We start from the raw sequence: 19982 nt of genomic DNA, 5'->3' as shown, positions 1-19982 counted from the left end.
GCATGGATGCAAGGTGTTTCAGTGACGAAAACAGGAGGAGTTGGACCACAGCGCTGCTGAGCCTGGCGTTGCTGTTGGTATTCAACGTCTCCTGCGCCCTTGAACTGGCATTTGTCAGCCACAAGAAGGCCGATTCTGTATCCCGTCTGGCGGCCAATACCGCCGAGCTGGCCAACGCCCAGGCAACGGTGGTGTTGACCAGCAGCCCTCGCTTTGAAGACCGTGTGCAGCAAGCCGATGTGGTGGTGCTGGTCGGCCAGCAAGCACTGACGGCCCGTGACCGTATTCCGGCCAATATCCCGACTCTGGCGGTGCTGATACCGGCTCAGCAAGTCCCTGCACTGGCACTGCAAAGCGCCATCTATCTGGAACCCCCATTTTCACGTCAAATCGCACTGGCGCAGTCCCTGATCGGTGATGATCAGCCGTTGGGCGTACTGGCGACCAATCAGCAGTCGCTGCTGACATTGTGCGACTGCGAAGACAGTCTGGACAGCAAGCGTCTTCAGGCCTATTACCTCGACGACTACGACAGTCTGAATCGTGCTTTGGTCGACCTGTTGCAAAGCAGTCAGGCGCTGATCGGTATTTACGATACGACCCTCTACAGCGCTGCCAATATCAAGAACATCCTGATTACCGCCTATCGCCAGAGTCGCCCTCTGATTGGCCCTTCGAGCGCCTATATCCGGGCCGGTGCGCTGGCGTCGACCTACAGTGACCTTGGCGACACCGCCCGCCGGTTGGCTGAGCTGGTAACGGCCGGGCAACAGGGCGATTGGCCTGCGGCGGGATACAACCCGTATTTCAAGGTGCGTTATAACGAGCAGGTTGCTCGCTCGTTGAACCTGATTCTGCCGGATGCAGAGCAGCTGGCCGAGACCCTGCGGCAACAGGAGCAACCATGATTTCGGTGCGCCGTTGGCCGATCCGGATGCGTGTGCTGTTGGTAGGCACCGTACCTGTGTTGGTGGCGGCGTTGCTGATTACCAGTTATCACATGTTCAAGCGCTGGGAAGAAATGCAGCGCGAAACCCGGGTGCTGACGGAAATCGCACTGGAAAACCTCGCCGCCTCGGCGGAATACCCGCTGTTCTCTGGCAATTACGCCATGTTGGAGCCTGTGGTCGGCAGTGTATTGAAGCAGCCGGCGATTGCCTCGGTTGAGATTCGTAACCTCGACGACGAGCGGGTGTTCTATCGCCAGATTGACCGTTATGCCGAAATCCCTCTCGCTGATATGCGCTTTGTTGAGCAACCGATCACCCAGGAAATCCCGGCGTTTGATGCCTTTAACGACATGGGTGAAGGCGACATGCTGCTGGAAACCATTGGTCGGGTGCGGCTGGAAATTACCGATACGTTCAACCTTCAGCGCCAGGACGCCATTCTGATTCAGTCGCTGATGACAGGCATTGGGGTGATTCTGGTATCCATGATGGTCGCCGGTGCAATCTCCACCACCATGATTCCACCGCTGGAAAAACTGACGTCGTTTATTCGCTTGCTGGCCAATGGCAAGACCGACGGCAGCATTGATGTTGATAACGGTGCAGAAATTGGTGAGCTGCAACTCAGTGCCAACCGTTTGGCGGAGTCGTTGGAAAGCGCCCGCCAAAACCAGAGTCGCTACACCGCCCAGCTGCGTTCGGAAAAGCTCAAGACCGAACAGGCGCTGCGAGCCAAAAGTGAATTTTTGTCCATGATCAGCCACGAAGTGAGAACCCCGCTGAATGGCATTAGCGGGGCCTTGCAGCTGATTCGCCAGGACGTATCACAGTCCGAATTCGACGAGTATCGAAGCATGGCAGCGAAGTCGCTGGCGGGTTTGTCGCAAATTCTGGAAGACATCCTGATCGTCGTTGATACCGACAAAATCAATATGCCGATTGCGTTCGAAGCGCATTGTTTGCCGCAAGAGCTTGATCAGCTGATGGAAGAGTTTCGCCACAAAGCGATGGAGAAAGAGCTCTCTTTTGTGGTCGAATTTGACCCGCAACTGTGTCAGCAATCGCTGCTGATGGACCCCTCCCTGATTCGTCAGGCGCTGCGGCACCTGATTGATAATGCCGTTAAATTCACTGACGACGGCTATGTGCTGATCAAGTTTTCGTTGTACCCGCAGTTGGAGCATCACTGGCTGGTGGTGGATATCATCGACAGCGGCATTGGTATTCCTGCCGATCAACGCCATAAGGTAACCCAGGCGTTTGCCCAGGTATCGTCGTCGTTCAACCGCCAGTACGACGGTATGGGGCTGGGGCTGACCATTTCCCATCATATTTGCCATGTACTGGGGGGCGGCATTCAGTTGAATGACAACCACGGTCAGGGCACTCACGTGGTGGTGAATCTGCCGCTTAAACTGGCAGGAGAACAAGAGACCGAGCATTCAGGCCATGCATCTGAGCAGCGTGGGCGGATTCTGGTGGTGGAAGACAATCAGGTGAACCTGAAGGTGGCTCAGAAGATGCTGAATCGGGTCTGCCCCGATGCCGACATCACCATTGCCGAAAGTGGTGAGCGTTGCTTGCAGTTGATCGAAGCGCACACCTTTGATCTGATCCTGATGGATTGCCAAATGCCGGGCCTGGATGGCTTTGAAACCACCGAAGCGTTACGTCAACGGGGAATCAGCTGTCCGATTATTGCCTGTACCGCCAACAGTTCCGATGAAGTTAGGCAGCGCTGTCTGGCGGTGGGGATGGACGACTTCATCAGCAAACCGGTGTCGCTGGCGCAAATGCAAAAGATGGTGTCTCGCTGGAATGCCTGTGGCGAGCAGGAAATCGTCTCCTGACGGAAAACAGGTCGTCTGAAACGCAAAAAGCCAGCATCAGTGCCCGGATGCTGGCTTTTTTGTACTGAATTTACCGTCCTGAATCAGGCGTGGTATTTCTCAGCGGCAGCGACTTCGTTGGCCGAACCCATCACCACGGAAACCCGCTGGTGAATGCCTTCCGGCTGAATGTCCATGATGGATTCAAACGCCGTGCTGCATTTGCCGCCAGCCTGTTCCATCAGCATGCTCATCGGGTTGGCTTCGTACATCAGACGCAGCTTGCCCGGCTTGGACGGATCGCGGTTGTCGAATGGGTACATGAAAATACCGCCTCGGGTCAGGATGCGGTGAATCTCAGCCACCATCGCTGCAACCCAGCGCATGTTGTAGCGTTTGCCCAGTGGGCCTTCTTCGCCTTGCAGCAGATCCGCCACGTAGTTTTGCATGCTCTCCAGCCAGAAGCGCTGGTTGGACATGTTGATGGCGAATTCCTTGGTGTCCGGAGATACCTGGATGTTCTCTTTCATCAGCAGGTATTCGCCCTGACGGCTATCCAGCGTGAACGAATAAACGCCGTTACCGGTCGTCAGCATCATGATGGTGGATGGGCCATACAGCACGTAACCGGCCGCCACTTGTTCACGGCCGCATTGCAGGTAGGCTTGCTCGTCGCCACCGGATTTGTCGGCTGGTGCTTTCAGAATGGAGAAAATGGTGCCAACCGACACGTTGATGTCGATGTTGGAAGAGCCATCCAACGGGTCGAACAGCACCAGGAACTTGCCGTTGTCGTTGCAGGCAACCGGGTCCGGTTCTTCTTCGCTGGCGATGCCTTTCACGCTTGGCATGGCGGCGAGGGCGTCTTTCAGCAAATCGTTGGCGATGACGTCCAGCTTCTTCTGGCATTCGCCCTGAACATTTTCCTGTTCGGCGCTGCCCAGAATGCCCGCCAGATCACCCAGCGTCAGCTGATGTGCAATGTCCTTGCAGGTGACACCCAGTTGATCAATAACATCAACCAGCTCCATGTCGTTACAGTGCTGCTGTAAAAAGCTCCTTAGTCTAAGCATTATGTGCTCGCCCTCGATTTGGTCAGATTCGGTAAGTGGGACCCTTTGAATAACTCCGCACAGCTTTGCACGAGTCCTGCAGTTTGCCATTGGCTCTCTACAATCCCGCGGCGGATATCGCGAAATGGCTTTTTCAAGTCAGGGCGCGCCCTACGGGGATGGCAGGGCCTTGCTGACTCTGTGTCGCTGATTTTTGACTTGACCCGCCAGGCCTGCAAATCAGCTTCGTGATTCAGCGTCGCCCTGTCATCCAAAGCCAGCACCGAGTTATTCAGAGGGTCCCGGGGCCGGATAGTACCGGATTGGGGGGCGGATTTCAGTGGAATTGTTGCGTGACAGTCTGCATGACAGGGGTAGGGTTCGCAGGTTATAGGCGATAAACTATCCGCTTTGGGGCGTTAACAGCCCAGCGATGAGACGGAATATGAAGCTACATTTTCTTGGTATTTGCGGCACGTTTATGGGCTCGCTGGCACAGCTGGCCAAGGCTCTGGGGCATCAGGTGTCGGGCAGTGACCAAGGGGTTTACCCGCCAATGAGCGACCAGCTGAGTGCGGCCGGAATTGAACTGATCAGCGGCTTTGATCCCGCTGACATTCCTGCCGATGTCGAGCTGGTGGTGATTGGCAATGCCATGTCCCGCGGCAACCCGTCGGTGGAGTATGTGCTGGAGCGCAATCTGCCTTATTGCTCAGGGCCGCAGTGGCTGCGCGACCATGTGCTGGGTGAACGCTGGGTGTGCGCGGTTGCCGGTACTCATGGAAAAACCTCGACCTCTTCCATGCTGGCCTGGATTCTCGATTACGCCGGTATGGCACCGGGATTCCTGATTGGCGGTGTACCGGGTAACTTTGATGTGTCGGCACGACTTGGCGAGACGCCATTTTTTGTGATCGAAGCGGACGAGTACGACACTGCCTTCTTCGACAAGCGTTCCAAGTTCGTTCATTACAAACCGCGTACGCTGGTGCTCAACAATCTTGAATTTGACCACGCTGATATCTTCGCCGATCTGGCCGCCATCGAAACCCAGTTTCATCATCTGGTGCGACTGGTTCCGGCATCCGGCAAGATCATTTACCCGCAATCAGAAACCGCACTGACGCGCGTATTGGAGCGTGGCTGCTGGTCCGACAGCGAAGCCTTTGGCGATAGCAGCCAGCTACATGGCAAGCCGCTGCAAGCCGATGGCAGTGCCTTTGAGCTGTGTTTGGGGAGCGAGACCAAAGCAACGGTGAATTGGGGCCTTACCGGACAGCACAACATCAACAACGCCTGTGCAGCGGTCTTGGCGGCGCACCATGTTGGCGTATCGATTTCGACGGCGGCCGAAGCGCTGGCGCAATTCCGTTTGCCGAAGCGACGCATGGAAGCCCTGCATCGGGATGCCTGCCAGATCGAAGTGTTTGATGACTTCGCCCATCACCCGACCGCAATTGAAACCACGTTGGCCGGCGCGCGCGCGGGGCTGGCCGAGGGGCAGCGTTTGATCGCCGTGCTGGAGCCGCGCTCTAACACCATGAAAATGGGCGTCCACAAGGATTCGCTGGTGGCCTCTGCGGCCGCGGCGGATCAAACCCTGTGGCTGGAAGCACCGAATCTGGGTTGGACCATCGAGCCGCAGCTGGACGACTCTGGCCGCTGCTACCACGATGCTGAAACGATCTATCAGGCGTTACAGGCGCTGGTTCACCCGGGTGATCGGGTGGTGTTTATGTCGAACGGCGGCTTTAGCGGTTTGCCTCATCGCTTTGCTGATTGGGTAAATGGCAACTGGGTAAACGAAGGAGCACAGCGGTGATGACAACCCCCAACCCGGCAGAACGTATTTGTGTGGCGGTGACCGGTGCTTCAGGTACACCCTATGCGCTGCGCCTGATTGAAGTGCTGGTGGCCGCAGGGCGTCCGGTGGATGTGATTTTCTCCAAAGCGGCCTTGCTGGTGACCGCCACCGAAACCGATCTGACCTTGCCGGGCAAACCCCAAGGGCAGCTACTGGCTCTGCAGCAGTACCTCAAGCTCGAAGCCGACTCCACTATGATTCGGGTGTTTGGCCGCGACGACTGGATGGCTCCCTGGGCATCCGGTTCTGGCCAGCCAGGGCCGCTGGTCATTTGTCCGTGCAGCACCGGTACTCTCTCGGCGATTGCGGTGGGTGCCAGCGACAACCTGATCGAACGGGCGGCCGATGTGGCTCTGAAGGAAGATCGCAAGATGATTCTGGTGCCGCGCGAAAGTCCGTATTCGGAAATTCACCTGAATAACATGCTATCGCTCAAACGCATGGGCGCGGTCATTATTCCGGCCAGTCCGGGGTTTTATAATCGGCCACAGTCCTTGCAGGACATCATCGATTTTGTGGTGGCGCGCATTCTTAACCAGCTGGGTGTACCGCAATCATTAATGCCCAAATGGGGCGAACCGGATTCAACAGGAGAGCAGCAGGGTGAGTGATCAATCAAGCAAGCAGCCAGAACGCCCGGATACCGCGCGTGCCACGGGCATCGGTTTTATTGCCGGTGTGGTGATCGCAGTGCTGGCAATGGAATATTACGGCTTCGTCAATCACCCGTCCAAAGCCGACAAGGCACTGATCGATGAATTCCAGCTGTTGTCGCTGGACCCGGGCTACAACGTCAAGGTATCGCCGAAAAGCTCCGGTAAGGAATCGTTCTGTGTCGATGGCTACCTGTTGCTGCGACCGACCAACGGCGTTGCGGTGGCGGGCATTCTGGTGGATGGCAAGAACCGCCCGGTTGAATGTGAGATTGGCTTCGTCCCGTCAGATACCAATCGGCTGCCACAAAACTGAGCTACGTGGCTCACAATTGGCAAAGAAAAGGCAGCCTTGCTGGAGAACATCCGGATTGCTGCCTAAACTGATTTCATCAGTGAATTTACCGGTTGTGGTTCATATGTCCCTCAAATGCGTTTTTTGTAAGCAGCCCGTGTTTGGCGTCGGTGGTGTCACCGTTCCGTCGATGGGCCCTGCACATAAAAATTGCTATGAAGCCTACCGAACCATGCGCCGTACCTTCCGCTCCATCGACATCACCGAACTGACGGACAACGAACTCTCCGATCTCAAGGACCTGGTGTTGGCCGAAGAAAATGACCGACGGCGAAAATCGGCCCCGGATAACGACGACGACATCGAGCTGTTCTGATCGCCTTATCACTATCGGATATTGCAGCGCGATGCCGTAAACTAGGCGTTTTCGATTGTGGAAGCCCGCTATGGTTCTTGCAGCAGGATCATCCGATCTGATTAACACCGTCTGGGACGATCAACTGGCATCTGGCACCGACGTGACTGCGGCGGAGCTGGTGAATGGTACGGTTCTGGTGATTGGCCGTGATGCCATTGCCCTGTACCGCCAGAAAGACCAGCTCTCTGATGCTCTGGGTAACGGCCTGATTCGCCTGCAACCTTTCCCGGAAGGACTGCGCATTGAAGGCGACTTTCCGTTGATACGCGAAACCCGGGCAGGCTATGTTGGACTGGCGGACGAACAGGTATTGCTGATTGGCCTTAATGATGTTCGTATGTTTGCCAACAAAGCCGATGCGTTACGCAACGCCAACGAACAGCTTCGCATGTCGCTGCAACACTGATCACCTGACGAGACTTTTTCTGTGAATTCGTTTTACAGCTATGTAATTGGTGCCGACCGTCCGATTGGCCAACACCTGATCAAGGCGCTGGCAGCGGAGAATTACCTCTACAAGGGACTGGCGATTGAGAGCCAGGAGCGGGTCACCCTGCAATCCAGCGGTCAGCCGTTCTTCATTATCACCCCTTCACTGTTTGCTGCCGCCGACCTCAATGAGCTGGAAAACTGGCTGGAACTGGCTGAAGACAACGACGCCGCGGTGGTGTTTGTATCCTCTACGGCGGTGTACCCCTACGAGAAAGACGGTCGTATCAGCGAAGCAACCGAGGTGTTCAGCGAGCAGGCGATTGCCAAAGGTTTGCTGGCTGCCGAAGCCCGGGTACGACAGACCCGTCGGCATCTGATCCTGCGCGTTGGCCAGCAGTTTTCAGTCAGCAGCGGCGACTTTGCCCACGCCTTGCTGACGCAGTTACGCCAGGATCAGTCGTTGTCGCTGGACGATCAACTGCCATTCAGCCCAACCCCGGAAGACGACATTGCCAGTGTGCTGTTGGCGATGCTGAAGCAGGCGGATTGCTCGGACGATTTGTGGGGCACCTATCACTTCAATGGTGTTGAGCCAGTGACGTCGTACGCTTTTGCTGAGGCGCTGCTGTCTGAAGCCAGCCAGTATGAGGACTTCACCGAAGTGCGTCTGGAAATTGTTGCAGAAGAGGGTGTTCGACCGGCCTTGATGACGGCCAACAGTGAGGTAGAGCAGCTGTTTCACACCTTTGGCATCAAGAAAAAGCCTTGGCGTACCGGCCTCAGCCGTTTGGTGCGAGGGTATTTCAGGGCCGCTGATTAATCGGTGCAAATCAAATCGGTACTGCTCAGTGCAGATCGGTACTGCGGCAAATAGCAGACATAAAAAAACGAGCTCAAGGCTCGTTTTTTTATGTCTGGTGCTGAATCAGGCTTTCAGATTCAAAGCACCGGATTCCTGATACAGGGTCATCAGCTTGTCAGTGATCACAGAGCGAATGCTCTCACGATCCAGTGATGACATGGCACGCAGCTCTTTCAGGCGCAAACGATGCAGATGCAAGCATGGCAGCTGTTCGTTGAACTCACGCAAGTCACCTTTCATCAGTACCGGCAGGAACGGATCTTCGCTGTTGGAACGGCGCAGAATCTGACGGATACCTTCCTGGAAAGGAATTGGCACCGAACGAACGTTCTTGTCACGGTGAGAGATGATCAGGTACAAGCCACTTTTACCGATCAGGTTGCCCGGAATAACGTGCAAACCGGTTGATTGAACAGCCTCTGGTGACAGGTGGCTGAACGTATCATGAAACGCGTAGGGATCTGGCAGGATCACCAGCTGACGGTTGGCTTCTTCCGGGAAGAATACGCTGTAGTTGGTGTACAACTGGCGTACGGAAGCCGAGAAAACACAAAAGTGGTTTTCGAACTGTTTGACGAAATTAACGGCACGCTTGTGCTGGTGGATCTTCTGAAGATCCCAGACCAGGTCTGCGTTACGTTGCTGTTTTACAGAGTACATCCCGATTACCTTCCCAGTGATAGGTTCCCCTGCAGGAGTATGGATATTCTTGCTGGTTATCTCTATTTAACCTTATGAACTTTACTCCATTATGAACGGAGTGCAAACAAAGATACCGCATATCCTTACAAATCTGTAAGGGTTCAGACCAGAGACAATAAACTTTCTGTTCCGTTCAGTGTGTCACAATCGTTTTTATCCAATTGTGAGCTATTACTCAATAAGAGCCAAAGGAATGGCCTGAATGGGAGGAACGATACAGTTGTGTCCCGGTGATCAGAACCGTCAGTTCGCCCAGTAATAACCAAGGGTCGCCGCCCATTCCCTTGGCTGCCGCATCGACTTTTTCGGCCATCATCATGGCTTCATGAAGTTGCTGTCGGGTCAGTCGGGAGATGGCCGATTTGTAGCCATTTTGCTGTCGTGGCCAGATACGGGACTGCTTGAACGCTTCACTGAGCTGCTGACCGGTTTTACCGTGCAAGGCGAGTAATTGTCTCAGTTTATGCACTAATGCGCCGAGAATGGACAAGGCGTCCACGCCTTCCGATTTCAGGTGCGACAGCATCCGGCTGGCGTCCTTGATGTTGCCGACCATGCAGGCATCGGCGTAACCAAAAGCGTCAAAGCGGGAGTTGTCACCAAGTATGCCGGACAGCATTTCTTCGGTGACTACCTGAACGCCGCTGATGCGCAGCTTTTCGATTTCCTGAACCGCTGCCAGCAAGTTGCCTTCGGTATGATGAGCCAGCATGGCGACGGCGGCCGGATCGGCTTGCAGACCTGCCTGTTGCAGCCGGTTTTTCAGCCAGCCGGGGTATTGGTTGCGCTCGATCGGCCAGATTTGCACCACCACTCCGTCTTTTTCGATGGCTTTGAACCAGGCGGTGTTCTGGGTTTTGCTGTCGAGGCGAGGGCACATCACCAACACCAGGTTGTCCGGGTTGTTGGATTTGGCCAGGGATTTGAGGGTTTCGCCCTTGTCGGAGGGCTTGCCATTGGGAATCCGCACTTCCAGCAAACGCTGGCTGGCAAACAACGACATGGCTTCGGCTTCATCGCGTAGCTGGTTCCAGTCGAAACCGGCTTCAGCGTGAAACAGCTGGCGTTCGTCAAAGCCCGCCGTACGGGCTTTGGCCCGAATCCGGTCACAGGCTTCCATCACCAACAGCGGCTCGTCGCCAGTCACCAGATAGATACCGGCCAGCGATTTACCCAGCTGGCCATCGAGTTGGTCGAGGCGCAGTTTCATATCAGTTGTCGACGCTTTGCAGACGCAGGATCAACAGGTTGAACAGCTTGTCGACCAGTTCGCGGGTGCGGGCTTCTTTTTCCAACTGGGTGGCGGCAACACGCGTCACGTCGTTGTCGTACCACACCTGGGTGGTGATGCTGATGGGCGTCACGTCGCCATGTTGGGAGACCAGTTGTCCTGTCAGTTGGCCCACCAGTTCGTACTCGGCCACTTCACCGGCACTGTTGATGGTTTGGGTACGCTGACGGATGTTGAGCTTGTCGAGGTTTAACAAGGCCTGGCTGTCGGCAGGGGTGTCTTTAACGATCCAGCCGCCTTCATTGAGCCGGTAGCTCAGTTGCAGCTGGTTGGCGTCGGAAAGACTGCTGTTCAGGGTCAGTACCTTGTAGGCCGCCGGAGGCTGGTGTTGCCCCCGCAGCTGCCAGCCACAGCTGCTGAGCACGGTGGCAAGGCACAGTGTCAGCAGCAGGGCGGTGGCATTTTTCAAACGTGATGTCAGAAAGCTCACGGAATATCCCGATCAGTTGGCCACGATGTTGACCAGTTTGCCCGGTACCACGATGACCTTGCGAACGGTCTTGCCTTCGATCTGGCGTTGTACCGCTTCGTCGGACATGGCCATGGCTTCCAGCTCATCCTTGCCGGCAGAGGCCGGGGCTTCCAGCTTGGCGCGCAGCTTGCCGTTGACCTGAACGATCAGCTGAATGCTGTCGGCCACCAGTGCGGACTCATCCACAGCAGGCCATGCAGCGTCGACCACCAGGCCTTCGTTACCGAACTCGGTCCACAGTTGCTGGGTCATGTGCGGAGCCATTGGGCTCAGCATACGGACGATGGCATCCAGAGCTTCGGCTGCCACAGAGCGGCTGCTGTCGACGGTCAGGTCGAGCTTGGTCAGGGTCTTCATCAACTCCATGATGGCAGCGATGCCGGTATTGAAGTTGTAGCGACGACCAATGTCATCAGATGCCTTGGCGATGGTTTCGTGCAGTTTGCGACGGGCGTCCTTGTCGGCTTTTGGCAGCTGGTCGGCAGCAACAGATACCGCTTCGTGCTGCTTCAGCTCGAACGCCAGACGCCATACACGCTGCAGGAAGCGCTGCACGCCCTGCACGCCGGAGTCAGCCCATTCCAGGGTTTGCTCTGGTGGCGCTGCGAACATGGTGTACACACGCACGGTGTCGGCACCGTACTGTTGGATGGCTTCCTGCGGATCGACGCCGTTGTTCTTCGACTTCGACATCTTGCTCATGCCAGCGTAGCTCAGCTCCAGACCGTCGGTCTTGCGCTTGGCAGAGGCCATGCCGCCCTTGTCGTTACGCTCAACGTCGACTTCGGTTGGGTTAACCCACTCTTTGCCGCCGTTTTCATTGGTGTAGTAGAAGGCGTCAGCCAGCACCATGCCCTGACACAGCAGGGATTTGAATGGCTCGTCGCTTTCCACCAGACCGGCATCACGCAGCAGTTTGTGGAAGAAGCGGGAATACAGCAGGTGCAGAATCGCGTGTTCGATACCACCGATGTACTGGTCTACCGGCAGCCAGTAGTTGGCTTCGGTTGGGTCCAGCATCTGGTCGGCTTTTGGCGAGCAGTAACGAGCGAAGTACCAGGAAGACTCCATAAAGGTGTCGAAGGTATCGGTTTCGCGGAACGCGCTTTCACCGTTCAGGGTGATGTTTTCAAAATCCGGGTTGTTCTTGATTGGTGAGTTCACACCGTCCATCACAACGTCGGTTGGCAGCTCAACCGGCAGCATGTCCGCTGGGGTTGGAACCATCTTGTCATCGGCGGTGCGGATCACCGGAATCGGTGCGCCCCAGTAACGCTGGCGGCTTACGCCCCAGTCGCGCAGGCGGTAGTTCACCTTGATTTCGCCTTTGCCGAGCTCGGCCAGTTTGGCGGCAACGGCATCAAAGGCGGCTTCAAATTCCAGGCCGTCGAATTCACCGGAATTCACCAGCTTGCCTTTTTCGGTGTAGGCCGCTGCGGTCAGGTCGATCTCTTCACCCGCTGCTGGCTCAATCACCTGCTGGATATCAATGCCGTACTGCTGGGCGAATTCCCAGTCACGCTGGTCGTGGGCTGGAACCGCCATCACGGCGCCGGTGCCAAATTCCATCAGTACGAAGTTGGCTACCCAAACATCCACTTCCTTGCCATTCAGTGGGTGAATGGCTTTGAAGCCGGTCTTCAGGCCTTTCTTTTCCTTGGTGGCAACGTCCGCTTCGGCGGTACCGGACTTCTGGCACTCTTCAATGAAGGCGGCCAGTTCCGGGTTGTTGGCGGCGGCTTCCTTGGCCAGCGGGTGACCAGCAGCCACAGCGACGTAGCTCACGCCCATCAGGGTGTCAGGACGGGTGGTGTACACTTCCAGCTGGTCGTCACGACCGGCCAGATCAAACTTGAACTGCACGCCACGGGATTTGCCAATCCAGTTGCGCTGCATGGTTTTTACCTGCTCAGGCCAGCCATCCAGCTGATCCAGATCGTTCAGCAGCTCTTCGGCGTAAGCGGTGATGCGGATAAACCACTGCGGGATTTCCTTGCGCTCAACCGGGGTATCACAACGCCAGCAGCAGCCTTCGATCACCTGTTCGTTGGCCAGTACGGTCTGGTCGTGTGGACACCAGTTCACCGCGGAGACTTTCTTGTAAGCCAGATCCTTGTCGATCAGCTTGGTGAAGAACCACTGTTCCCAACGGTAGTAGTCCGGATCGCAGGTGGCGATTTCACGGTCCCAGTCGTAACCGAAGCCCAGCGATTTCAGCTGGTTCTTCATGTAGGCAATGTTCTCTTTGGTCCACTTCGCCGGTGCGGTCTTGTTCTTGATCGCAGCGTTTTCAGCAGGCAGGCCAAACGCGTCCCAGCCCATAGGCTGCATCACGTTCTTGCCTTGCATGCGCTGGTAGCGGGAGATCACGTCACCGATGGTGTAGTTACGTACGTGACCCATGTGTAGTCGGCCGCTTGGGTACGGGAACATCGACAGGCAGTAGAACTTCTCTTTGTTGCTGTCGACAACGGCTTTAAACACCTGGTTTTCGTCCCACTGTTGCTGGACAGCAGGCTCAATTTCATGGGGTACGTAGGTTTCTTGCATCATGTCGGCTTGTAAACAATCAGTGCGTGAATAAAAGAAGGCGGACAGTCTACCCGATCACTTTCAAAGGCGACACTCGAATCCGGTAAATACTCTGTGTTGCGGGCCTTCAGGGCGAAGGCGGTCGTGTCTTGGTGGGGCGCTGGCCGGGCGATTACGGGACATCATGACAATTGGTCTGACGAATTTTGATACAGGTCATTCAGTGTTCAACTAATGGCTGTGGAGGGCGGGTTTTCTCTTGGTCGGTGGCGGCTGTGTCGTTAAGTTAGCCGTCCGGATAAAGGAGTTTGATGATCAATGAAGAACCGCCGTGCGATCTTTCTGTTTACTGGTTTGTTGGTAAGTATTTTCAGCGCCCGGGTCGTCGCAGATGAGACGGTCGACGAGCTGATTCGTGACATGATCCATATTGAACAAAACGAGCAAGCCCATCAGGCTGCGATCGTGCAAGGGGAAGAGCGCGGCATCCTGTGTTTTTCCTGTCACGGTCGGGACGGCAACAGCAAACGTGATTACATTCCCAATCTGGCCAGCCAGAACGCCGCCTACCTGTTTACCCAGTTTGAGCATTTTGCCAACGGTATTCGCAAGGATTACGTGATGAGCAAACTGGCCAAGCAATTGACCGACAAGGAGCGGGTGGCGATTGCACTGTATTTTGCCGACAAGGAAGTGAAGCCCCGCCAGCAACCGGTTGCACCGTCTGATCAGGGTAAGCAGCTGTACGATTCCATGTGTTTCGCCTGCCATGGGCAGTCTGCCCACGGCTCCCGCGAATACCCGCGCATTGCCGGTCAGCCCTACGAATACCTGGAAACCACGCTGCTGAATTTCCTCTCCAAAAACCCGGAGCGTGCGCAATCACCGATGGTCGCGGTGGTGCAGAACCTGACCGAGCAACAACTGAAAGATGTCGCCTCTTACGTTGCGCATATGCCTTGATAAAACCCGATAGTGGTTCTGACTGAGTCTGTAATAAGGGTTAGGCTGAGGCTGTTCCAAAGGCTGTGATAAAGGAATAGCCGAGAGGACAGAGCAGAGAGGGAAAAGTGTCCCAAACCATCCCTCTTTGTTAACGTATGCCTTTAATGTGTGCCTTTTGTTAGAGCCTGTCTTTGCTCCATGACCACTTCACCTGATCATCTCCCCATTGTCTGGATCACCAGCTACGGCCTGCGCGGCAGCGTTGCACCTCTGACCCACGCCAACGACATGATTCTGGAAGCCGATGAGCGGATCTTGCCGGATGGCAGCGTCGTGCGGGCTTTACAACCGGAAACGCTGGCCTTGCAGTTGATGCAGGCTCGGCGGTTGGGATACACCCAGGTTCGGGTGGCACTGATGCACAGCGATGCGTATCCGGCTCATCGTGATTGGCTGATGGCGCTGACCCGGCAAATGGGCTTTGACGTTGTTGAACCGGTGTCGCTGGCTACTGCGGACTTGTCCGGAAGCCTACCTGAGTTGCGGTTTGGCGTTGGCTTCCATGACGACGACCGAGGGTTTGAACGTCTTGCTTGCGAGGGGATTGAGTGCGAGGGGCTTGAACCCTTGGAGCAGCGGTTTCCTGTCACGGTAGAGCGGTTGCGGTTATCGCCACAAGCGTCGGCGCGGGAGTGGATGTTCAAAGCACGGCAGTCGTGTGAAATCAGGCTACCCGCCGAGCTGATTGAACGCTGGCAGGATGGTCGCAGCCGGGTGGTAGTATTTCGCGGCTGTACCCCTCAAGGGGAGCCTTTGAGCATGGCACCCTTGTTGGATGTTAAGCATGGGATTTCACTGGACGCTGACGACAGTTTGCTGATTCAGGGGTGGGACTGACGGCTAATACTGAAAGCCCAAGCGCAACTGTCGGGAATATTCGACTCTGTGGTATTCTCAGAATCAATCCGGAATGTGTGCGGGGGCGGTCGCTTGAAACACCGGGCATCATCCCCATATTCCACAAGAATCGATTAATGCCTTGCTAAAAGAGAGACATCACCATGGAAATTATGGACGTCATCAAAGACCAGATTGAGAACAACACCATCCTGCTGTACATGAAAGGTTCTCCTAACCAGCCTATGTGTGGTTTCTCTGCTCGCACTGTGCAGGCGGTGATGGAATGTGGTCAGAAGTTCGCGTACGTTGACGTGCTGTCCAACCCGGAAATTCGTACCAATTTGCCGGTATATGCAAACTGGCCTACGTTCCCGCAGCTGTGGGTAAACGGTGAGCTGGTTGGCGGTTGTGACATCGTGACCGAGATGTTCGAAAAGGGTGAACTGAAAACCCTGCTGGAAGAAGCTGCTCCAGAAGCCTGATCGCTGATTCAGGGAACCACCGGCTGCGGTGGTTTCCGATTCTAACCTGTTGATCCTGTCCTTTTAACTCTGCCTTTCTCCTATTCCTTTTCTGTCGTTCCACTCATTCCTTTTCTGTCGTTCCACTCCCGGTTTGCTCCACAACCTTGTATGGCGTGGTCAGCGTTTGGGCTTTACCTCATCGAACCAAACAATCACCAGAACGAACAAAATTACCCATAACTGCCATTCATCTTCTGCACGACATGACACGCGCCAGTGGCTGTGGTGATACTCTTGGCGAACAATAATAACGTCAGGCACGGCAGCCATGTACGCATCACCCTCCGATCAAGAACCGCTCGCCTCTGCGACGGGCGCATTGAATTTGCCCGCTCGTCATCGCCCCGCCAATGCGCCACGGGTGCCGCTTCAGCGTGCCGAACCGGACGCGAATATCGCAACGTCTGCTGCTCTGGTGTGGGTTCAGGCCCCTGCTGGATTTGGTAAATCGGAATGGCTGCGGCGCTATTATCAGGTCCGTCAGAGCAGTGGCCGTAAGGTGGTCTGGATCAATTGTGAGTTTGGCGATTCTGACAACGAGCTGCTGCCGCTGTTAATGCACCTGGACGGCTCCGAGCAGGCGCTGCAACTGGCGCAACAAGCTCGCCAAAGCTGGCAGCCTCGTTCAGGCACCCTTGGATTATTGGGCTGCTGGACGGCGTTATTGCAACAAGCCTCGGACAGTGCCCGTAAGCCGCTGGAATACTGTCTTTGTCTCGACGACGCCCATCTGATGGACGTCAGCGGATGGCGGTTGCTGTGTGAACTGATTCGATTGCAACCTGCGGCATTGTCGTTGGTGGTGGCTTCACGGGCGTTGCCAACATCGGCGACGGCAATTTTGATGGCTGAAGACGTTACCCATATTGGTATTCAGCAGCTGCGCTGGAGTCGGGAGGATACCGAGCATTGGCTGCAAGGGCAGCAGCTGGCGTTGGACAGCGACGATCAACGACTGCTGGATCAACGGTTTCACGGCTGGCCCGCCGCGATTGCTATCTGGACGGCGTGTTTACGTGCCTCGGGGAATCTGGCCACGGTGTCGGTCGGGCTGGCCAATTTTGAATTGCAGGATTACTGGCTGACCGACACTCTGGCAGGCATCAGTCGCGAAGAACGCCGCTTGTTACAACAGGCGGCGGTGCTGGGGCCGGTGTGCGAAGGGCTATTGTCGCATGTTAACGGCTACGCCTGTCGGGACCTGATGCAATCCATGGTGCGCAGCGGTTTTCTGGTGGCGCAGGAGCGGGTCAATTGGGCCGAACTGGAACCGGCCTTTGTCGAGGTGGCGGCTGCCGCTGTGACCGAACGGGATCAGGAGATCTGGCATCAGCGGGCTTTTGAGTGGTATGACAAACACCAGCAGCCTGTGCAGGCGCTGGAGCATGGTCAGCGTTCGGCCATTCACGGTGGCTTGGCGGTGTGGGTGGAAACCCGTGCTGAAGCCTTGCTGGCCAGTCTGGATATTGCCGGGCTGGTGGACTGGTGTGATCGCGCTGGTGAGATCGTTCTGCGTCAATCACCACGCTTGATGCAGCTGGCCTGTTGGGCCTGGATGCTGACCTACCGACTGCGCCGGGCTGAGTCGTTGCTACGCCACCTGGCTCAGGGGCAGCAGCTGGAACCCGCCGAGCTGAAATCCCTGCAAGGCTATATGGCGCGGCTGAAAGGCAATAGCAAATCGGCCAGCAGCCTTTGCTTCGAAGCGCTGCAAGAGTTACCCCCGGAGCGCTACAGCGTGCGCTTTTTGATGGCCAGCACACTGACGTATCAGGCGTTGGCTGAAACCGACCTCGACGCTGCGCGGGCCTGCAATCGCACCGCCGTCAGTATTTCCCGCCAGTATGGCAGCCTGACGCTGGAAGCCCTGGCGCTGTTTGATCAGGCCCGTATTGAACTGCATCGCGGCCATTTCCCGTTCAGCAAAAGCCTGGTGGATGGCGGCATTCAACGTTTGCAAAGCCTGCCCGAACACCTGTCAGCGATGCCGATGGGGCGCTTGCTGTTGTACAAGGCGTTTTTGCAGTGGGTGACAGGGGAAGACCCCAAGCACTTGCTGACCCTGTTGGAGCAAGGCATCAGCCACTGCTGCAAATCCGGTGACGTGCTGGTGACTTACGGTTACGGCCTGCAAGCGATGGAGCTGGCAGCCCACGGCCAGGCCAGCAAGGCGCTGGACTGTCTGGACGATGCCGAGCGGCTGATGCAACGCTGGGGAGTTGATACCGAGGTATACCTCTGGCTGATGCTGGTGAAGGCCAATGTGTGGATCTTTCAGGGCAAATATCACCGTGCTGAAGAAGGCATTGAACAAGTGCTGGGCAGTCGTCATCTGTCGCATGTGCAGCGGCCGGAGATTTTCCCGATGCTGCCGGATTTTGTTGCTGCGACCCGAGCCCGTTTGTATTTGCTGTGCGGTCGTTACGACGACTGCCTGACCGAAGTCGATGAGTGGCTGCGCTGCAATTCCAGCCCGCTGATCAAGCTGTTGATTCAAATGATGCGGGCCGCAGCCCTGCGCGGTAAAAACCAGATTGCCGAAAGCCAGCACATGTTTAATCAGCTGGGCCATCACATGCGTCATGAGGGCATCGGTATGAGCTTCCGTGCCTGGTTGCCGGAGTTGTACAACTCGACTGCCTCATCGGAAACTCCGGCCAGTGTCACGGTGCGGGTGCAGCTGAGTGACCGTGAACACGATGTGTTGCGCAAGATCGCCGAGGGGGCTTCGAATCAGGAAATTGCCGCCCAGTTGTTTATCTCGATTCATACGGTCAAAAGCCATGCCCGCAAAATCAATATGAAGCTGGGGGTCAAGAACCGCACCCAGGCGATCCGCAAGGCAAAAGAGTTGCTACTGTTGTAACTATCAGTATTTGCCCAGGAAAAATAGAACAATTTTGCTCGTATTTTGAACAGCGACCAGATTGGCAAGTTGTAAAGCTATCGTCTAAACCTAAGGGAGAGTTACCAACACCAAAATGGACGTGACGCATGAGGACACCCTACAGCGCCCTGATTCTGGCCTCCCATTCTCTGGAGCAAGTAGAAACTGCCCTGAACGGTGGTTATCAGGTCGAATATTGCGACGCAGCAGAAGCCGCCTTACAGCATCGTGAGCTGGCCCAGGTCAGGATGATACTGATCGATATTGCCAGTTTTGGTGCCGTGGGCAGCGTTGAAGCCTGCAAACACATCAAGGAAGCCGAGCAGGGGGCTGATATTCCAGTGGTCCTGATGGGCGCGGGTGCCAGCCTGGATTCCCGTATGGATGCCTATGAAGCCGGTTGTGATGACTATGTAACCGACACCGACATGCAGGAGCTGCGGGCGCGTGTTGACCGGGTAATGTTCAACAAGGTTGCCAGCGACCAGCTGAAAGTGCAGCTCAAACAAGCCAACGAAATGGCGTTTATCGCCATGTCTGATACCTCCGATCTGGGGGTTAACATCCAGTTTCTGCTGGACGTGAATAATTGCGACAACCTGGATGAACTGGGCATGAGGCTGTTTCAGGCGTTGAAAAACTACGGCCTGAATTGCAGCCTGCAAATGCGTGGTCGCTACGCGGTCAAGAACATGGAAGCCAACGGCATGGCCAAGGAGCTGGAATCGGCACTGCTGATGGAATGTCGTGATCAGGGTCGTTACGTCGACTTTGGCAAGCGTTCCATCATGAACTACGGCAAGGTGTCGCTGTTGGTGAAAAACATGCCAATGAACGATTCAAAAAAGTACGGCGCCATCAAGGACAACGTGTTCTCGCTGTTGCAGGGGGCTCATGCGCGCATCGAAGCGCTGGACAACATCTACACCATGCAGCTGGAAAGCAAGGTGGTGATGCAGTTAGCGGAGTCCATGCGCGGGCTAATGCGCACGGTAGATGATTCGTACCAGCACGTTATGCAAGACATTGCCAGCGTGGTGGAAACCATGGCGGCCGGGGTAGAGCACACGGTGCAGTTTTTGGGGATGGACGAGTATCAGGAAAAATCGATTCAGGAGATTATGGAAACCGGTATCTCTGAAACCACCCGGGTGTTTAACCAGGGCGTTCGGATCGATAACGGCTTGACCCAGTTGCTGGAAAAAATCGACTCGGCCATGTCGAGTGAGCACGGTGATACCCGCGAATTGAACCAACTGCTGGAGTTGCTGGAAGAAACCACCGGCAAGTCGATGGCTTAAGACACTGGACATACTCGCTTAACAAAAAGCCCGCGCTACTGACGTAACGCGGGCTTTTCTTTTTGTTGGGCCT

At 55.8% G+C, this 19982-nt stretch carries 18 protein-coding genes; 13 read left to right on the top strand and 5 right to left on the bottom strand.

What is annotated here, in order from left to right; genetic code table 11:
• Positions 1–2: 2 nt before the first annotated feature.
• A complete protein-coding gene (locus G516_RS0118585; RefSeq protein WP_156879105.1) occupies positions 3–908 on the top strand; it encodes a hypothetical protein in 906 nt (301 codons plus the stop codon).
• Entirely contained in the window at positions 905–2800 is a 1896-nt protein-coding gene (locus tag G516_RS0118580) for a response regulator (RefSeq protein WP_028294922.1), read from the top strand. Before G516_RS0118585 ends, G516_RS0118580 begins: the two co-directional genes overlap by 4 nt.
• Before the next feature lie 83 nt (positions 2801–2883).
• Here G516_RS0118580 and G516_RS0118575 read toward each other — a convergent pair whose 3' ends face one another.
• Positions 2884–3852, bottom strand: a complete 969-nt coding sequence (locus G516_RS0118575) for a class 1 fructose-bisphosphatase (protein ID WP_028294921.1) — start codon at positions 3850–3852, stop codon at positions 2884–2886.
• A 424-nt stretch (positions 3853–4276) separates the two neighbouring features.
• Between G516_RS0118575 and mpl the strand changes: the two genes are divergently transcribed.
• From mpl to G516_RS24170, 6 genes are all read left to right on the top strand, one after another.
• Positions 4277–5653 carry a UDP-N-acetylmuramate:L-alanyl-gamma-D-glutamyl-meso-diaminopimelate ligase gene (gene mpl / locus G516_RS0118570; protein ID WP_028294920.1) on the top strand — a complete coding sequence of 459 codons (1377 nt, stop codon included), beginning with the start codon at positions 4277–4279 and terminating at the stop codon, positions 5651–5653.
• Positions 5653–6306 (top strand): flavin prenyltransferase UbiX, encoded by a 654-nt coding sequence (locus G516_RS0118565; protein WP_028294919.1) that lies wholly within the window; start codon positions 5653–5655, stop codon positions 6304–6306. The genes mpl and G516_RS0118565 overlap by 1 nt, the downstream gene beginning before the upstream one ends.
• The gene (locus G516_RS0118560) at positions 6299–6664 is read left to right on the top strand and encodes a hypothetical protein (protein ID WP_028294918.1); all 366 of its coding nucleotides are present in this window, start codon (positions 6299–6301) and stop codon (positions 6662–6664) included. The genes G516_RS0118565 and G516_RS0118560 overlap by 8 nt, the downstream gene beginning before the upstream one ends.
• Positions 6665–6875: 211 nt before the next feature.
• Positions 6876–7019 (top strand): hypothetical protein, encoded by a 144-nt coding sequence (locus G516_RS25130; protein ID WP_245582698.1) that lies wholly within the window; start codon positions 6876–6878, stop codon positions 7017–7019.
• 70 nt (positions 7020–7089) lie between these two features.
• The gene (locus G516_RS0118550) at positions 7090–7467 is read left to right on the top strand and encodes a hypothetical protein (protein WP_028294916.1); all 378 of its coding nucleotides are present in this window, start codon (positions 7090–7092) and stop codon (positions 7465–7467) included.
• A gap of 21 nt (positions 7468–7488) precedes the next feature.
• Positions 7489–8313 (top strand): sugar nucleotide-binding protein, encoded by an 825-nt coding sequence (locus G516_RS24170; protein ID WP_051219609.1) that lies wholly within the window; start codon positions 7489–7491, stop codon positions 8311–8313.
• Positions 8314–8418: 105 nt separating this feature from the next.
• On the opposite strand, the gene G516_RS0118540 is transcribed toward G516_RS24170, so the two are convergent.
• From G516_RS0118540 to leuS, 4 genes are all read right to left on the bottom strand, one after another.
• Positions 8419–9015, bottom strand: a complete 597-nt coding sequence (locus tag G516_RS0118540) for a hypothetical protein (protein ID WP_028294915.1) — start codon at positions 9013–9015, stop codon at positions 8419–8421.
• Between the two features lie 217 nt (positions 9016–9232).
• Positions 9233–10267 carry a DNA polymerase III subunit delta gene (gene holA, locus G516_RS0118535; protein WP_028294914.1) on the bottom strand — a complete coding sequence of 345 codons (1035 nt, stop codon included), beginning with the start codon at positions 10265–10267 and terminating at the stop codon, positions 9233–9235.
• 1 nt (position 10268) lies between these two features.
• Complete coding sequence (locus tag G516_RS0118530) at positions 10269–10778, bottom strand: LPS-assembly lipoprotein LptE (protein WP_084645225.1); 510 nt, start codon at positions 10776–10778, stop codon at positions 10269–10271.
• A gap of 12 nt (positions 10779–10790) precedes the next feature.
• Positions 10791–13370, bottom strand: coding sequence for a leucine--tRNA ligase (leuS, locus tag G516_RS0118525; RefSeq protein WP_028294912.1), 2580 nt, complete (start codon positions 13368–13370; stop codon positions 10791–10793).
• Between the two features lie 300 nt (positions 13371–13670).
• Between leuS and G516_RS0118520 the strand changes: the two genes are divergently transcribed.
• The 5 genes from G516_RS0118520 to G516_RS23285 all read left to right on the top strand — a co-directional run bounded on the left by G516_RS0118520 (position 13671) and on the right by G516_RS23285 (position 19909).
• Positions 13671–14315 (top strand): c-type cytochrome, encoded by a 645-nt coding sequence (locus G516_RS0118520; protein ID WP_051219608.1) that lies wholly within the window; start codon positions 13671–13673, stop codon positions 14313–14315.
• Between the two features lie 180 nt (positions 14316–14495).
• On the top strand, positions 14496–15194 hold the full coding sequence (locus G516_RS0118515) for a hypothetical protein (protein WP_028294910.1): 699 nt from the start codon (positions 14496–14498) through the stop codon (positions 15192–15194).
• Positions 15195–15358: 164 nt separating this feature from the next.
• Positions 15359–15679, top strand: a complete 321-nt coding sequence (gene grxD / locus G516_RS0118510) for a Grx4 family monothiol glutaredoxin (protein ID WP_028294909.1) — start codon at positions 15359–15361, stop codon at positions 15677–15679.
• 310 nt (positions 15680–15989) lie between these two features.
• Positions 15990–18587, top strand: coding sequence for a LuxR C-terminal-related transcriptional regulator (locus G516_RS0118500; protein WP_028294908.1), 2598 nt, complete (start codon positions 15990–15992; stop codon positions 18585–18587).
• A gap of 128 nt (positions 18588–18715) precedes the next feature.
• Positions 18716–19909 carry a response regulator gene (locus tag G516_RS23285; RefSeq protein WP_051219607.1) on the top strand — a complete coding sequence of 398 codons (1194 nt, stop codon included), beginning with the start codon at positions 18716–18718 and terminating at the stop codon, positions 19907–19909.
• Positions 19910–19982: the final 73 nt, after the last annotated feature.

This window comes from Oceanobacter kriegii DSM 6294 (assembly GCF_000422845.1).
Lineage (GTDB): Bacteria > Pseudomonadota > Gammaproteobacteria > Pseudomonadales > Oceanobacteraceae > Oceanobacter > Oceanobacter kriegii.
The sequence above is the reverse complement of the archived record's forward strand: the minus strand, read 5'-3'. Positions and strand labels throughout refer to the sequence as shown.

Coding starts and splice junctions, on each gene's coding strand:
- G516_RS0118500 (WP_028294908.1), top strand. CDS start 15,990: ATGTACGCATCACCCTCCGATCAAGAACCGCTCGCCTCTGCGACGGGC.
- G516_RS0118565 (WP_028294919.1), top strand. CDS start 5,653: ATGACAACCCCCAACCCGGCAGAACGTATTTGTGTGGCGGTGACCGGT.
- holA (WP_028294914.1), bottom strand. CDS start 10,267: ATGAAACTGCGCCTCGACCAACTCGATGGCCAGCTGGGTAAATCGCTG.
- G516_RS0118550 (WP_028294916.1), top strand. CDS start 7,090: ATGGTTCTTGCAGCAGGATCATCCGATCTGATTAACACCGTCTGGGAC.
- G516_RS23285 (WP_051219607.1), top strand. CDS start 18,716: ATGAGGACACCCTACAGCGCCCTGATTCTGGCCTCCCATTCTCTGGAG.
- G516_RS25130 (WP_245582698.1), top strand. CDS start 6,876: ATGCGCCGTACCTTCCGCTCCATCGACATCACCGAACTGACGGACAAC.
- G516_RS0118580 (WP_028294922.1), top strand. CDS start 905: ATGATTTCGGTGCGCCGTTGGCCGATCCGGATGCGTGTGCTGTTGGTA.
- grxD (WP_028294909.1), top strand. CDS start 15,359: ATGGAAATTATGGACGTCATCAAAGACCAGATTGAGAACAACACCATC.
- G516_RS0118515 (WP_028294910.1), top strand. CDS start 14,496: ATGACCACTTCACCTGATCATCTCCCCATTGTCTGGATCACCAGCTAC.
- leuS (WP_028294912.1), bottom strand. CDS start 13,370: ATGCAAGAAACCTACGTACCCCATGAAATTGAGCCTGCTGTCCAGCAA.
- mpl (WP_028294920.1), top strand. CDS start 4,277: ATGAAGCTACATTTTCTTGGTATTTGCGGCACGTTTATGGGCTCGCTG.
- G516_RS0118540 (WP_028294915.1), bottom strand. CDS start 9,015: ATGTACTCTGTAAAACAGCAACGTAACGCAGACCTGGTCTGGGATCTT.
- G516_RS0118575 (WP_028294921.1), bottom strand. CDS start 3,852: ATGCTTAGACTAAGGAGCTTTTTACAGCAGCACTGTAACGACATGGAG.
- G516_RS0118520 (WP_051219608.1), top strand. CDS start 13,671: ATGAAGAACCGCCGTGCGATCTTTCTGTTTACTGGTTTGTTGGTAAGT.
- G516_RS0118585 (WP_156879105.1), top strand. CDS start 3: ATGGATGCAAGGTGTTTCAGTGACGAAAACAGGAGGAGTTGGACCACA.